Origin of the sequence: Vibrio crassostreae (genome assembly GCF_041439375.1) — a bacterium.
GTDB classification, from domain to species: Bacteria; Pseudomonadota; Gammaproteobacteria; order Enterobacterales; family Vibrionaceae; genus Vibrio; species Vibrio crassostreae_D.
Map to the genome: position 1 here is coordinate 1 of NZ_JBGONY010000047.1, position 15333 is coordinate 15333.

The 15333-nt window shown below is 43.7% G+C and carries 14 protein-coding genes; 10 read left to right on the forward strand and 4 right to left on the reverse strand.

Annotation, left to right across the window (positions count from 1 at the left end; genetic code table 11):
- Window positions 1-437 precede the first annotated feature (437 nt).
- The 5 genes from ACED45_RS17495 to ACED45_RS17515 all read left to right on the forward strand — a co-directional run bounded on the left by ACED45_RS17495 (window position 438) and on the right by ACED45_RS17515 (window position 3646).
- Complete coding sequence (locus ACED45_RS17495) at window positions 438-1685, forward strand: RidA family protein (protein WP_371714596.1); 1248 nt, start codon at window positions 438-440, stop codon at window positions 1683-1685.
- 224 nt (window positions 1686-1909) lie between these two features.
- Window positions 1910-2266 carry a hypothetical protein gene (locus ACED45_RS17500; protein ID WP_285953594.1) on the forward strand — a complete coding sequence of 119 codons (357 nt, stop codon included), beginning with the start codon at window positions 1910-1912 and terminating at the stop codon, window positions 2264-2266.
- Between the two features lie 93 nt (window positions 2267-2359).
- Window positions 2360-2509 carry a hypothetical protein gene (locus tag ACED45_RS17505; protein WP_371714597.1) on the forward strand — a complete coding sequence of 50 codons (150 nt, stop codon included), beginning with the start codon at window positions 2360-2362 and terminating at the stop codon, window positions 2507-2509.
- 119 nt (window positions 2510-2628) lie between these two features.
- Window positions 2629-3093 (forward strand): acyltransferase, encoded by a 465-nt coding sequence (locus ACED45_RS17510; RefSeq protein ID WP_371714598.1) that lies wholly within the window; start codon window positions 2629-2631, stop codon window positions 3091-3093.
- Window positions 3094-3169: 76 nt separating this feature from the next.
- A complete protein-coding gene (locus ACED45_RS17515) occupies window positions 3170-3646 on the forward strand; it encodes a GNAT family N-acetyltransferase (protein WP_371714599.1) in 477 nt (158 codons plus the stop codon).
- A 104-nt stretch (window positions 3647-3750) separates the two neighbouring features.
- Here ACED45_RS17515 and ACED45_RS17520 read toward each other — a convergent pair whose 3' ends face one another.
- Entirely contained in the window at window positions 3751-4197 is a 447-nt protein-coding gene (locus tag ACED45_RS17520) for a DUF417 family protein (RefSeq protein ID WP_017064470.1), read from the reverse strand.
- 281 nt (window positions 4198-4478) lie between these two features.
- Here ACED45_RS17520 and ACED45_RS17525 point away from each other — a divergent pair, with 281 nt between their 5' ends.
- Entirely contained in the window at window positions 4479-4841 is a 363-nt protein-coding gene (locus ACED45_RS17525; RefSeq protein WP_017062654.1) for a RidA family protein, read from the forward strand.
- 128 nt (window positions 4842-4969) lie between these two features.
- Here ACED45_RS17525 and ACED45_RS17530 read toward each other — a convergent pair whose 3' ends face one another.
- Window positions 4970-6556, reverse strand: a complete 1587-nt coding sequence (locus tag ACED45_RS17530; RefSeq protein ID WP_017062653.1) for a BCCT family transporter — start codon at window positions 6554-6556, stop codon at window positions 4970-4972.
- 476 nt (window positions 6557-7032) lie between these two features.
- Between ACED45_RS17530 and ACED45_RS17535 the strand changes: the two genes are divergently transcribed.
- Complete coding sequence (locus ACED45_RS17535; protein ID WP_371714600.1) at window positions 7033-10200, forward strand: chitinase C-terminal domain-containing protein; 3168 nt, start codon at window positions 7033-7035, stop codon at window positions 10198-10200.
- Window positions 10201-10456: 256 nt separating this feature from the next.
- Here ACED45_RS17535 and ACED45_RS17540 read toward each other — a convergent pair whose 3' ends face one another.
- Entirely contained in the window at window positions 10457-10711 is a 255-nt protein-coding gene (locus ACED45_RS17540; RefSeq protein ID WP_010430226.1) for a YgjV family protein, read from the reverse strand.
- Window positions 10712-10979: 268 nt separating this feature from the next.
- Between ACED45_RS17540 and ACED45_RS17545 the strand changes: the two genes are divergently transcribed.
- From ACED45_RS17545 to ACED45_RS17555, 3 genes are all read left to right on the forward strand, one after another.
- A complete protein-coding gene (locus ACED45_RS17545; protein ID WP_371714601.1) occupies window positions 10980-11567 on the forward strand; it encodes a DUF4136 domain-containing protein in 588 nt (195 codons plus the stop codon).
- Between the two features lie 178 nt (window positions 11568-11745).
- Window positions 11746-12930, forward strand: coding sequence for a serine hydrolase (locus ACED45_RS17550; protein ID WP_371714602.1), 1185 nt, complete (start codon window positions 11746-11748; stop codon window positions 12928-12930).
- A gap of 174 nt (window positions 12931-13104) precedes the next feature.
- Window positions 13105-13398 carry a YkgJ family cysteine cluster protein gene (locus ACED45_RS17555; RefSeq protein ID WP_371714603.1) on the forward strand — a complete coding sequence of 98 codons (294 nt, stop codon included), beginning with the start codon at window positions 13105-13107 and terminating at the stop codon, window positions 13396-13398.
- 251 nt (window positions 13399-13649) lie between these two features.
- On the opposite strand, the gene ACED45_RS17560 is transcribed toward ACED45_RS17555, so the two are convergent.
- Window positions 13650-15326 (reverse strand): pseudouridine synthase, encoded by a 1677-nt coding sequence (locus tag ACED45_RS17560; RefSeq protein WP_371714604.1) that lies wholly within the window; start codon window positions 15324-15326, stop codon window positions 13650-13652.
- Between the last annotated feature and the right edge of the window lie 7 nt (window positions 15327-15333).

Sequence of the window (15333 nt, forward strand, 5' to 3'; positions counted from 1 at the left end):
AGATGATCTGATCGTAGCTTTAAGCATTAGTTCCCTGATTTAGGAAACAAAGCCTAGTTTATGCACAAATCTAAGAGTGTGTTCTTCACAATTCATCTAGTAAGTGATTTTTCAGGGCTTTAATGTGAACAACCTATCAAATGTTTTCTAAATTTTAAAAGTTATCTATATCTTTATCTGAGTGGGTATTCATGATTGTTGAATATATCAAAAGATAAAGGGGACTTATTACTCGGTTCACCATCTTATTTGCGGATAATTAGGCGTTTGATGACTAATTATTCTATAACTCACTGATTTATAGTCAGGTAATACTCTGATGGATATCACGTTTACCCTAAAACAATTCACTTAACATGGCGCTACTTTAATCATTCTTCCCAATACGATTGTTAAATATAAATACGTATATATTTATTATTAAAAGGATAATTCCGATGAGTAGCGATATCATTAAAATTTCAAGAAATACTGAAAGTGCACCAATAAACTCTGTATCTACACAAACGGTCGCTTTTTCTCATTATAATAATTTTTCAGCTCAATTACCTGTTGAACCTAAAACAGGTGAAGTCGTGATTGGCGATATTAAAGACCAAGCAGCACAATGCTTAAATAATATTAAAGCCATTGTTGAAAGCATCGACCATGTTATGGATGATGTCGTGAAGATTAATGTTTTCGTTAAGAATATTTCTGATATCGATGCTATTGATGAAGTCTACAAAAGCTTCTTCCACAACACTCTTCCTACGCGTACAGTCGTGGGCGTAACTGCGCTACCGCATAGTGACGCTTTAGTTCAAATGGATGCTCTGATTTCAAACGGTGAAGGCACTAAACCACAAGCACCTTGCGCGCTAGTTAAGGTATCAAGAAATACGGATAATGCGCCTCAAAGTACTGTATCGACTCAGACAGCGGCTTTCTCTCACTACAACAATCTTTCAGCTCAGTTACCGATAGATGTAACCACAGGTGAGTTGGTTGATGGTGGTATCGAGGCGCAAACAGCACAATGTCTATCAAACATTAAAGCTATTCTAGAAAGCATCGGTCATGTAATGAATGATGTGGTTAAAACGACTATCTACCTAAAAAATATCGCAGATGCGGAAGCGGTAAATGAAGTATGTGCTAAATTCTTCCCAAGCTATGTCCCTGCTCGTACAGTTGTTAACGCAACTGAATTACCAATGGGTGCTTTAATTCAAATCGATACGTCCGTTTCACATGGCGACGGTACACCGCCGCAATTACCAGAAGATACGCGCCTACTGGTTATTGAAGCTAATAATACTGTTGCTGCACCATTCATGCCTTATTCGCACACCGTTGCTTTCTCTCACTATAACCATATTTCAGGCCAACTACCTGTAGATCCGAAAATCAATGCAGTGATTGCTGGTGGTATAAAAGAGCAAACTGAACAGTGTCTTAAGAATATTAAGGCGATCATTGAAAGTGTTGACCATAGCATGGACGATACGGTGAAAATTAATATTCAACTTAAAGATATTTCAGATATTGATGCGGTGAACGAGGTCTACACTACGTTCTTTAATGCTGACTTACCGGCAAGAACGGTGGTGGGGGTTTCAGAGATTCCTATGAATGCACTGATTCAAATTGATGCTGTCGTTTCTAACTGCGAAGGCACACCTCCACAAGACGTTGTTGCTTAATTCACTGAACCCAATTCGATAATCTCGATCTAATGTCGGCTTTAGCTTCTGAACAAGGAGCTAGAGCCGATTCTCTGATTAACGAACCCATCTCAAGACGTAACTCCTTCGTTAAGCCTCACTACATAACTTACTCTAAACAAGCTTCTGCCCGACATATGGTGTTTATTGATGTGAAGTGTTTTAATATGAAAAACAGACGCTTAACGTAAGAAAACCAGTTTATGCAATTTCGAGTTATTTTAATGTTGTGCTTAGCTATGATGGGGTGTTCATCCAATCAAAAGTTAACTCCCGACCCAACAACCATCACGCTATTTTATGGTGATACATCCATCTCCGCGGGTGTTTTAGAAGATAAAACATTTAATTCTGTACTCGCGGATAGGGTTGAAAGTGTTACTTTTTCAGGCTTAATACGAAAGCAATACTCTGGCTACTTGGTCGATCTGCTCGTGATTCGAGAAACGAAAGAGCCACGCTCAACTCGACAATTAAACACTTCACTTCATATGGAAACTGGAGAATTAGTGGACGTGGGCGGCGTGAATAACGATGTTTTTAGGGTAATCCTCGAGTAACAAAACTAAAGTGTTCAATTAATCTGAATTTTTGCTTTACCTCAACCTTACTTCAAGTCTTAAGCTTCTCTACTCATTGAAAAGGAGCTTATTATGCAAAATAACTACGTAAAAGAACTTGCCGCCAAAACTTATCAAGAAGACCTTCAGATAGAGTACGTAAAATCTAAAGCTCGCCCATTTCATGCGCCTAGCTTTATAGGTGGGGTACTGCTGTCAGTCGTGTTGGTTGGACTGTTTTAGTTATCAGGCTCATGGAATCTTTGATCCACTACCAACTCTCTTTCTTACAATTTGCTTGTACTTAATTGCTTACGGCACAATTGCTTAGGTTGATATATGGTGTTGATGTTAGAGGAAGTATGGCAAGCCCAAGAGTATTAAAAGCACAGATTACTGATATTACCTGTGGTGAGAATGTCACTATCATCGAGCCAAGCAACGTTTATGGCTGTGAGCTTAAAGATGATGTATTCATTGGCCCCTTTGTTGAGATTCAAAAGAACTCGGTGATAGGCGCGAGAAGTAAGATTCAATCTCATACTTTTATTTGCGAGTATGTGACTATTGGCAGTGACTGCTTTGTTGGTCACGGAGTCATGTTTGCCAACGACTTATTCAAAGAGGGCAAACCAGATCCCAATCCTGAAAGCTGGGGTCGTACCTGGATAGCTGACAACGTCACGATTGGTTCTAACGCCACGGTTCTGTCTGTGAGCATTTGTGAAGGTGCAGTAATCGGCGCGGGCAGTGTGGTCACCAAAGACATCACTGAGAAAGGTATTTATACAGGCAACCCTGCTAAGAAGTTAAGAGACTTACCTTAGTTTCGAGAAGACAAAGTTACCGTTTATGATTCATAATATATGGCATCAATAGTGATTGTTAGAAAGAGAGTTGTTTATGAACATTGTGACAGTCTATAGCGGTAATCAACAGGTATACGCGAATTTGTATCAGGGGTATGCGGCCGAGTTTTCAAAGATCATTGGAGATAAACCAGACGAGTACGGTTTGTTTGAGATCTACCCGACGCTTGGTGATAGCGTTACGGGTTACTTACTCTACATTGATGGAGTTCCTGCCGCGTTAACCGCCATTGAAACCAAAGCGCCAAACGAGTTTGAGATTTGCGACTTCTATGTAGTGCCTTATTTTCGAAAAAATAAAGTAGGAAAACAGTTTATTTCTGAACTGTTTGAACATCTAAAGGGCAGTTGGGAAATCAAGCAAGTACTAGGTGCAGAGCATGCTGTTAAGTTCTGGAGAGAGGTTGTTAACGACTATACCTCAGGTAACTACGTCGAAGATCAATACCACGACGAAAAATGGGGATTGGTAACGAGACAATGCTTTAATCACGATGGTATTGCCAAGTAAAACCTTATACATCAGAAGCTGGCAGCGTCCTTCTAGCCAGCTTCGAGTCTTTTTATTTAAAGGTTTAAGGTTACTTCTAGGTTTGGCCACTTCTAGATTTACGGTTACTTCTGAGGTTTGTTATGTTCGATTACGCTAATCGCGATAGCCAAAAACAGGATATCTTTCACTAGGAAGAAGTTAGTGACTAAGATGCCATCCGATACTTTCCAAGCGTTTGGCGTTGTAACCAGGAAGCTAAGTGTCACAACAAAGATAGCCGATGCAGCAATGCCTGAGTAGAAAGCTACTGTCGGCTTCTTAAATCCAACGATCAATCCAATCGCGACGATGATCTCCGCGCCACCCACCATGTTAGACACAGCTTGTACTGAGAACAGATTGTAAAGCCAGTTCATTGCAGGATGATTCGCGATTAGCGGTTCAATGAGCATCGCTTCAGTTGGCGTAAACTTATAAATTCCAATCCAAGCGAGCACTAATGCTACTCCAACCACTCCAAGGTTATATCCCACATTACTCTGTTTTAAATCATAGGTTTGAACATGCATAAAAGTACTCCATTTAATAAAATCCTTGAATATGACCGCAAGAGTTCAGATTAAATTTCGCATTGAGAATAATAATTAATATATTTATCTAGAGATTTGACACGTGGCGACTTATTGTCTCGATAGGGGCTTAAAGGCTAGTGATGTTGAGAACCAAAGCAATGGGGAAGCGATAGTGCTGTTCAAAAGGTACCGCGAGTTTTCCAATTTTTGTTTTCAATATTCGCGATTTGGATTAGATTACGCTGATGTTCACCCTAATTATAAGAAGAGTATAACCAGTGAAAATTCATAGAATTAACCCGACCAAACGTTGGTCTGATGTAACTGTTTTTAACGGTATTGCAAGCTTTGTGGAAGTGGCAGAGACGGATACAACAGCAGGAATTAAGAGTCAGGTTCAGCAAATCTTCGAACAAGCCGAAGAAATGATGAGTTTGGTAGACAGCGACAAATCTCGCGTATTGTCAGTGACTATTTATCTCACGGATTTCGCTAACTTTGATGCACTCAATGAAGTTTGGGAAGCGTGGTTCCCTGAAGGCTGCGCGCCAAGCCGTGCATGCGTGAAAGCAGAACTTGCTAATCCTGAGCTACTGGTTGAGATGTCGTTTATGGTTGCTGCGGGTGAAAAGTTTCAATAAGCCGAACTATCGATTGAAATAAGCTTCGTAGATAGAAGTAACGAACAGATAAAACAAAGCCACTCAGGTGAATCACTTGAGTGGCTTTTTAGTGTTCTACGCTACCCGAAACTAAATCGGGTCAGGTATTAAGCGATACCTTGATCTCTTGCCATCTGCTTCGCGATCTTCGGCGCGTGCCATAGACACGGGAGCAAGATAAACGATACCGGAACCGCTGTGATTACAATGAACGACTGTAGAGCGGAGATGCCGCCTGAACCCATCGAGATAAGTGTGATCGCTACCGCACCCATGATGATACCCCAGAAGGTACGTACCGCTGCGTTTGGCTCTGTCGTACCCGTCATTACCACACTGATTGTGTAAGTCATTGAGTCACCTGTTGTCACGATGAACGTGGTCGTCAGGATCAGGAACAGAATTGCAATCAAAGTCGGGAACGGCAGTTGAGCGGTAATGGCCAGTAGCACAGCAGGAAGGTTAAAGCCTTCGAATGCACTAGAGATCACTCCTGGGTTCTCTAATTCAAACGCTAAACCGCTACCACCAACGATGCTGAACCAGAAACACGTTACAAGCGGTGCAACGATGCTGATAGAAACGATCATTTGGCGAATAGTACGGCCACGTGAGATGCGAGCAATGAAGATAGCCATCATTGGGCCATAACCTAAGAACCAACCCCAGAAGAATACCGTCCAACCACCTAGCCACGCTGTATCTTGGCGGTATAGCGCCATTGGGATGAAGTTATCAACCATTTCGCCCATACCTTGCAGGTAGCCATCAACGATGAAGCTCGTTGGGCCAACAAGAAGGATGTAGCCGATTAGACACACAGACAAGATGATGTTGTAACGGCTTACCAGTTGGATACCTTTGTTCACGCCGCTCAAAGCAGAAAGCGTGTACATTGCGATAGCAAAGATAATAACGACACTTTGTGTAGCAAAGCTGTCGGAAATACCAAACAGTTCGCTTAGCGCGTAGCTGATTTGTAGGCCAAGGAAGCCGATAGGGCCGATAGTACCTGCGGCTACAGCCACGATGCTGCATGCGTCGACTACGTTACCAACCCAGCTGTTAATCGCTTTGTCGCCAAGTACTGGGTAAAGCAGAGTGCGAGGCTTAAGAGGAAGGCCTTTGTCGTAATGCAAGTGCATTAACACGATGGAAGACAAACCACCTAAGATTGCCCATGCAAGGAAACCCCAGTGCATGAAAGATTGTGATAGAGCATTGAACGCCATCGCTTGAGGATCTGCGTTGCCATACAGTGGCGGAGCTGAAACAAAGTGAGCAATAGGCTCTGCGGCTGCCCAGAACACCCCACCGCCGGCTAGCAGCGTACATAGGACGATAGACATCCATTTAAAGGTGGTCATTTCAGGTAGGGCAAGCGTTCCTAAGCGAACGTGGCCAGTGCGACCTAGTGCAAGCACTAAACCGATAATGAAGTTGAGAAGTAGTAGGACTTGCCAGAAAGCACCGAACCATTTAGTTGAATAACTAAAGCCGATGTTTACAAGTTCGGACAACACGGAGGTGTTGGTGAAGGCTAGGATGACAAAGAGGGTTAAAAAACTGCCACTAAGCCAAAAGACTGGGTTTCCGAGTTCCAGCTTTTCACCCAAAGATTGAGCTTTATTGAAATCGATAGAAGTAGATTCTGCGTTGATGTTTTCGTTGGCGACTTGCGTCAAGTTGGACATTATTTCTTCGCTATATTTGGCTCTTTCAAGCCTATGTATTTCTCCCACACTTGCATTGGAAATGTGAGGTTCGTCAAAAAAATCCGCGATACTACCACAATTGTTAAGGAAAAGTGGGCAAATTTAGAAAAGAAATCAGTTCTACGGCGAAATCAATCCCTTTTGGTTAGTTTTAAAACGAAATTTCAGAACGAACAAATAAAGCAGATATGAATAGAGTTTTGTAATTAAGGATACGAATTAGGCGATATTTTTTAGCGTACCGAAATAAATTTAATATTAGTTGTTCGTGCAAAATAAGTGTCGACTCATTGCATGCTATAAACAAATTAATGCGAGTCATTTTATAAATATCGAATATTTTAGGTGTTAAATTGGCACTGTTACCTACAGTTGTTTTGCGAAGAGATTTAAGTGATGAGAAATATGACACTTAAATTAAGCATCTTGAAACAATAACTTAAGGGACAGCTAACATGCACCTAAACCAAGGAAGAGTGGCCAAGAAGGTTTTTACACTCAGTACTCTCACCGCGTCATGCTTAATGGCGTTCAACAGCTACGCGGCTGTGGATTGTTCAACGTTAGAAGCGTGGGATTCCGCCACGGTGTACACCGGTGGTGATCAGGTTTCACATGACGGCAGCGCGTACTCAGCGAATTACTGGAATCAAAATAACAACCCGAGCCAATTTGAGGGTGACTATGCACAATGGAAAAAGATTGATGTGTGTAGTGGTGGCGGAGGTGGCGGTACGCCAAATGAAGTACCAACGGCTTCATTAACGGCACCCTCTGCTTCTGACGTGATTACTGAAGGCGATAATGTTGTATTGAGTGCAACAGCACTAGATTCTGATGGCAGTGTGGCTTCGGTTGAGTTCTTTGTTGATGGCGCATCTGTTGCGGTAGTCACAGCGGCACCTTTCGAAGCGACTTGGGCTGCAACGTCGGGTAATCATCAGGTTTCTGTTGTTGCAACGGATAATGAAGGCGCAGCAAGTGTTGCAAGTGCGGTTTCTGTTTCTGTTGATTCAGCACAACCAGGGAATGAAGCACCGACAGTTTCAGTTGCACTTTCAGTGACATCTGTTGATGTTGGTGGTGTAGTCACACTGACAGCAGCGGCAGCAGATAGCGATGGCACGGTTGATAAGGTTGATTTCTACGTAGCGGGTGCTCTTGTGGGCACTGCTGCAACGAGCCCTTACACGTTAGATTACACAACAACTCAAGCGGGTTCTTTAGCGGTTTACGCGAAAGCAACAGACGACCAAGGTGCGACTGCAGATTCTGCGTTGGCATCTTTGACCGTGAACGGCGCTCCAACAGTGAGCACATGTCGCCCTGATGGCTTATATCAAACTCAAGGTGTCGATGTTCCTTACTGTACAATTTACGATGATGAAGGCCGTGAGAAAATGGGCGCAGACCATCCCCGTCGTGTCATTGGTTACTTCACAAGTTGGCGTGCAGGGGATGACCCACAAGCTGCTTACCTAGTAAATGATATTCCTTGGGAACAGCTCACACACATTAACTACGCTTTCGTGAGCATCGGTTCAGATGGCAAAGTAAACGTCGGTGATGTAAACGATCCAAATAACGCAGCGGTTGGTAAAGAGTGGCCGGGTGTGGAAGTTGATCCGGCATTAGGCTTCAAAGGTCACTTCGGTGCATTAGCGACAGCGAAGAAAAAACACGGCGTGAAAACGTTAATCTCAATCGGTGGTTGGGCTGAAACAGGTGGTCACTTCGCGACTGATGGCAGCCGCGTGGCTGATGGTGGTTTCTACACCATGACGACCAATGCTGATGGTTCTATCAACCATCAAGGTATCGAAACATTCGCGACTTCAGCGGTCGAAATGCTGCGTAAGTACCAGTTCGATGGTCTAGATATCGATTACGAATACCCAACCTCAATGGCAGGCGCTGGTAACCCATACGACAAAGATTTCATGGAACCACGTCGTCAGTACCTATGGGCTTCGTACCAAGTGTTGATGAAAGTGCTACGTGAGAAGCTCGATGCTGCGTCTGCGCAAGATGGCAATCACTACATGTTAACGATCGCAGCGCCTTCTTCTGGCTACCTATTGCGCGGTATGGAAACATTTGATGTAACCAAGTATCTCGATTACGTGAACATCATGTCTTACGATCTTCACGGTGCGTGGAACGATCACGTTGGTCATAACGCTGCCTTGTTTGATACAGGTAAAGATTCTGAGTTAGCACAGTGGAATGTTTACGACACGGCGGCTTACGGCGGTATCGGTTATTTGAACACGGATTGGGCTTACCATTACTTCCGTGGCTCAATGCCAGCAGGTCGTATTAACATCGGTGTGCCTTACTACACGCGTGGTTGGCAAGGTGTAACTGGTGGCGAAAATGGTCTTTGGGGGCGAGCTGCGCTACCAAATCAATCTGAATGTGCGGCGGGTACAGGCGAAGGCGAGAAGAACAACTGTGGTCATGGCGCTATTGGTATCGACAACATGTGGCACGATACCGATCCGAAAGGCAACGAGATGGGTGCGGGTTCAAACCCAATGTGGCACGCGAAGAACCTAGAAAAAGGAATTTGGGGCTCATATGCAGAAGCTTACAAGCTTGATCCTATGAATGATCCTTCAGATGTTCTAACGGGAACTTACACGCGTAACTACGACAGTGTGGCAGTTGCCCCTTGGCTGTGGAATGCAGAGAAGGGCGTATTCCTTTCAACGGAAGATAAACAGTCTATCGACGTGAAAGCTGACTACGTTATCGACAAAGAGATCGGTGGCATCATGTTCTGGGAACTTGCAGGGGATTACAACTGTTATGTACTCGATGCGAATGGCAACCGAACGTCTATCGATACGACTGAACAAGCGTGTAATAGTGGTAACGGTGAGTTCCATATGGGTAACACCATGACTAAAGCTATCTACGATAAGTTTAAGTCTGCGACGCCATACGGAAACAAAGTAGCGACGGGTGCTACTCCAACAGAAGCATTAGATATCGCGGTATCGGTTGGTGGCTTCAAAGTCGGCGACCAAAACTACCCAATCAATCCTAAGATCACGTTCACAAACAACACTGGTCAAGCACTTCCGGGGGGAACTGAGTTCCAATTCGATATCCCAGTATCAGCACCTGATAACGCGAAAGATCAATCGGGCGGCGGTTTGTCTGTGATTGCTTCGGGTCATACTCGTACGGATAACATCGGCGGATTAGACGGTACTATGCACCGCGTAGCGTTCACGTTACCTGCATGGGAAGATCTTCCTGCTGGTGGTGTGTATGAGCTAGATATGGTGTATTACTTACCAATTTCAGGCCCTGCAAACTATGCGGTGAGTGTGAATGGCGTCGACTATGCCTTTAGCTTTGAGCAACCGGATCTACCATTAGGTGATATCAGTTCTGGTGGTGGTAACCCTGGCGATGGTGGTACAAACCCTGGTACGTGTGATACTGCAGGTTTAACTGTTTACCCAGATCTACCTCAGAAAGATTGGGCAGGTAATCCAAGCCATGCAAACACGGGTGACCAAGTCGTTCACAACGGTAGTATTTACCAAGCTAACTGGTGGACAAGTTCTGAGCCGGGCAGTGACGGTAGCTGGACCAAAGTGTGTTCATAGTATTGATTTGTTGATAGAGGTGAGAGCTTTCTATCCCCACCTCCTTAAACAAACCACTTAACGTAGAGTCAAACGCCGAACTCAATCCTGTTCGGCGTTTTTTATTCATGGTCTTACTATGTTTTACGCCCGCTATGTCCGAACGGTGAAAAAGTAGAAGGTAGTGAGCGTGTAGAGGAATAACAGATATAAAAAAGCCCAAATAGATCGCTTTATTTGGGCTTTTTCAGAATTATTTGAAATGCTAATCGCTAATTTAAGCTTTCGCTGCTTTCATCGCTTCCGTTTTTTTTTCCTTTTGCATTTTTGCAAGAAAGTAGATGTTTACACAAGCGATGAAACCGTTGGTCGCGACAACTGGCCATGCGTCAATCATAACGCCGTATGCTGTAAAGAGTGTACAGCCAATAAAGTTAAGGACACGCAGACGAACGATATCTTTCATTGTTAATGAAATTGCGACCATAATAGACGCAGCGTAACCTAAAATTTCAACCATATTGAATTCCATTGTTTGACCCTCTTAAATTTGCCGATACTTTGTCGGTACCAATTCTTCTCTTCATGAGATGATTGAGGAAGCTCCGTGCCTCGAATGGTCTGGTTTTGTTTAACGGGGTAAACTATACCAACTCTGTTTTTGTGATAAAACCCCAAAAATGGACAGAAGTGAAGGTTAGCGATTACGCAAACGTTTAATGACCTTTCTATTAACATAATTACTATTTATGTTGGAGGTTGAATTGATAGTTATTCTTATATGGGTAAGGGAGTCACGAATGATAAAACGATCCATCTGTGCAACAAAAAGCATAAAAAAAGTAGCACTGTTGGCTTTGATGGCTATTGGGCTGACCGCATGTACTACGCAAGAAATACCACCCACGCATAATTATGGTGTGGTCACTAGCGGTGATTTTGATTTCATGAAACACGGCGTGCTGACGTATTCATGGCATCCTGAGTCAGAACAGGTTTACCTTTCTCAAAAATACGATGAAACCGTGGTTACTGATCTGGTGCGTGACGCGATTCAAGAACAGCTCTCTAGTAAAGGTTATCAGTTAAAACAGGATGGTGTCGGCGATGTTGTTGTAGGCTTTGGATTAGCGGAAGAATCGGAACTGAACGATGAGTCTATCTTCGATGCGATTAAGCTATCTACTGGTGTGCCATTTTACGATGGTGAAGGTAAAGTAGCGGAGAAAGGGTCTTTGTACATTGACTTTTTCGTTCCTGAATCTGAAGTCGTATTGTGGCAAGCTCTAGCTCAGTCTGGTATCCAGCCTGACTTAGAGCCAAGCGAAAGCAAACAGCGCATTACTGGCTTTATAGATATGCTATTTAGACGTATGCCCGAACGCTAGAATTAAGCGATGTACACATTCATTGAATCAATATTTTCTGTTGAAAAAATGGTCAGATCGCAGATTCTGCTTTTTTATTTGTAACGAACGGTACAAATACGTAAAGCAACGTAAAGTTCGCGCTTCTTTTGCTAGCATTTGTCTATACTGCACAAAACGTTAACTTAGGTTTGATTCAATGAAACTGTTCTCCAAATACTCTCTCCCTCTATTAAGTATATTCATTGTAAGTAACGCAACGATGGTCAGTAATGCAGCTATCGCAGCACCTTCTATTGTACCAAGCCCGCCTAGCCTAGGCGCAAAAGGCTATGTGTTAATTGATTTTAATTCTGGTGATGTGCTGGTAGAAAAAAACGCACACACTAAGTTAAACCCAGCGAGTCTGACCAAGTTGATGACCAGCTATGTGGCCGGACAAGAGATGAAGCGAGGCAACATCTCTGCTGACGATCAAGTACGAATCAGCGAAAATGCGTGGGCGAAGAACTTCCCTGACTCTTCAAAAATGTTTATCGAAGTAAACACTGATGTAGCCATGATGGACCTTTATCGAGGTTTGATTATTCAATCAGGTAACGATGCAAGCGTTGCGATTGCAGAACACGTTGCAGGTTCACAAGATGCATTCGTCGATCTTATGAACTCTTGGGCTACATCTCTAAAGCTAGAAAATACCCATTTTGCCAATGCACATGGTTTAGACGCTGATGATCTCTATTCGACTCCTTATGATATTGCGCTACTCGGTCGTGCCATTATTCGTGATTTACCGGATGTGTATGGTTTATACAGCGAGCGTTCTTTCAGTTATAACGGCATTACACAACACAACCGTAATGGCTTGTTGCGTGATAGAAGCTTAACGGTTGATGGTATGAAAACGGGCTACACATCTGGCGCAGGCTACAGTTTAGCGAGTTCAGCGACACAAGGTGAGATGAGACTTATCGCGGTTGTGATGGGCGCATCAAGTGTTAAGAGCCGTGAGTCAGACAGCAAGCAGTTGTTGAGCTATGGTTTCCGTTTCTTCGATACACTAAACCCGCACCAAGGCGGCGATCAAGTGGCTGAAGAGAAGGTGTGGTTTGGTGATCAAGACACATTGAAGTTAGGTGTTGCAGAAGACACGTTTATTACGCTGCCTAAGTCAGACAGTAAAAAGCTGACTGCATCTATCGAGCTTAACTCTGAACTGAAAGCCCCAATTGCAGAAGGTCAAACGTTAGGGGTGGTTCATTACACCGTTGATGGTGAAGATGTGCAAACCCAGCCGTTAATTGCGCTGGAAGCGGTTGAACAGGGCGGTTTGTTCAAACGTTTAATGGACTATGTTAAGTTGTTCTTCGCGAGCCTATTCTAAATAGAGCTTGTGGCGATAAGTCGCAATGAAAAGTAGAAATATATGGGCGTTGTGAGTGAATCACAGCGCCCATTGTTATTTTTACATCAATGAAAACACCGCTTCGTACCATCTTTATTAGCCGTAGCGGGCGGTTTCGATTACTATACGCAAAATTTAGCAGTGTAGTCACTTATGACGATAGAGATAAAGAACGTAACCGAGCCCGAAGTAACATGTGCCAATTGTCAGGCATGCTGTTGTCGTTTAGAGGTTATGGTCATCACAGATACCGGCGTTCCTGAAGAGCATATTGCGTATGACGAGTGGGGCGGCGAAACCATGTTGAGATTAGACGACGGTTGGTGTTCTGCGGTAGATAGAGAAACACTGATGTGTACTATTTACGAAAACCGACCTTGGATCTGCCGTGAGTTCGAAATGGGCTCTTACGAGTGTGTGGAACAACGCACTGATGTTATGGGTTAGGCCTCTGCAACATTGAAGTTAGTAACGAAAGTACGCTACCGGCCTGTGATAAGCACATAAAAAAATTAAACTTCAGGGTTCTATATCTCAAGCAGATTTAGAACCCTGACGCGTTTAATGAGATAAAAAATATAACGAAACAAGAACTTAAGCGAAATGAGAGCTTTAGCGAGAAAAAGTTTTAATGGGACAAAAATTTTAGCGCGGTAATAGTTTCATCGCTGTAATAGTTTTAGCACGATAAGAACAGCTTAAAACTCAGAGGGCACTTCGAACTCCATCCATTCACCTGTTGTCGGGTGAATCAACTTTAGGTAGCCAGCGTGCAGGTGTAAGCGCTCGCGTTTGTATCCGTATAAGTCGTCACCACGAATTGGTACGCCAAGTCCTTGTGGGTGAGCGCAGTGTATGCGTAGCTGGTGGGTACGGCCTGTTTTTGGATACAAGTGCACCTTGGTTTTTCCGTTATTGGTGCTGACTGCTTGCCAGTGCGTTTCTGCGTTGCGCCCATGTTCATGACAAACGAGCTGTCTTGGTCTGTCGGTGATGTCGCCACGCAAAGGCAGGCTGATATCGCCAGATTCACCCGTTATTTCACCATCTAACAAAGCGGTGTAGCGCTTCTCGACGGTTCTATCGATGAACTGTTTTTGAATGTGTTTGTTTGACTCGGCCGTGAGCGCCAAGATCAACAAGCCAGATGTCGACATGTCCAATCTATGGATGATCAAAGGACCAGTAGCGTCCGGGTAACGCGCTTTTATGCGAGTATAAACAGAATCTTCGATAAACTTACCTGGAACCGACAAGAACTCCTCTGGTTTATTCACCACCACGATATCTTCGTCTTCATAAACAATATCAAACGACTTACCCACCGCAGGGTTTACGATAAGCGGGTTATCTTCTAGCTCTATGTAACTTAGCTGGTGTTCGAGGATCTCAAAGCTTTTACTCTGGCAAACAGGGTAGAGGTTTGCGTGTTGTCGAATGATATCTGTAGTTGGTAATCCCCACCAAAATTCAGACAATGCTAACGGCTTAAGCCCATGCTCAAAGGCGAAGTTAAGCAACTTAGGTAGGCAGCAGTCACCAGAGCCTTCAAGCGCGTCTTTGCCATCGAGTAACTCGAGTAAATTCTTAGGTTGCTTGGCTTGATTGATAAAGCGATAGTGAGAGAGACGTTGAGTTTCCAACTGTTCTGAAACTGCCTGGTGATCTTGCTTACGGTTTTTCAGTTCGTTTTCAATCAAATCAACGTGTGATTGACGTTCTGCGATCTTCTGTTTCCATTCAATACGAAGCGCTTTTAGGTCACGTTTCTCTTGGCTACTTTGATTGCCCAGTTGTTTGAGCAAATTCGCCGCTGACTCTAGATTCCCTAATGCTTTTTCTTGATTGGCTTGTTCTCTGAGTTCGTTACGTTGGGCTTTGTTCGCGGTCATTGCTAACTGAAAGGTTTTGATAGATTGTGCTGATTCGATTTTTAACCCTTCAAGTTCAGCCAATAATGTGTCTAGGTTGTGCGATTGTTGTAGCTTCTTAATGTCGTCCGCGAGTTGTAACTGGCGAGCGAGGTTGGCACTGTTTTGAGATTGAAACTGTTTTGAATCGAAGGCTGGTGGAACAAAGTGAATGTTGTTTAACTGAGAGACCAAAGCCGGATCTAACAGCAAGCCTGAAAACGCAGAAAGGTAACCTAACTCTTGTGTGGTTGGATTCTGAACAAGAAGCACAGCGTAGAGATTACCTAGCGAGTTTTCATTCACACCACAGTCGATAAGTGATTGCTGAAGCTGCAGCATAGCTAATTCACACGTAGGGTGCGGGGTATAGTAATACGGAAACGTAAAGCGAGTCGGTAGCGCTAAATCTACATTCGTGTTTGCTAGGTGCAGAGGTGTGTATTGAGCGAGGTTTGTTGGCATTAAGATC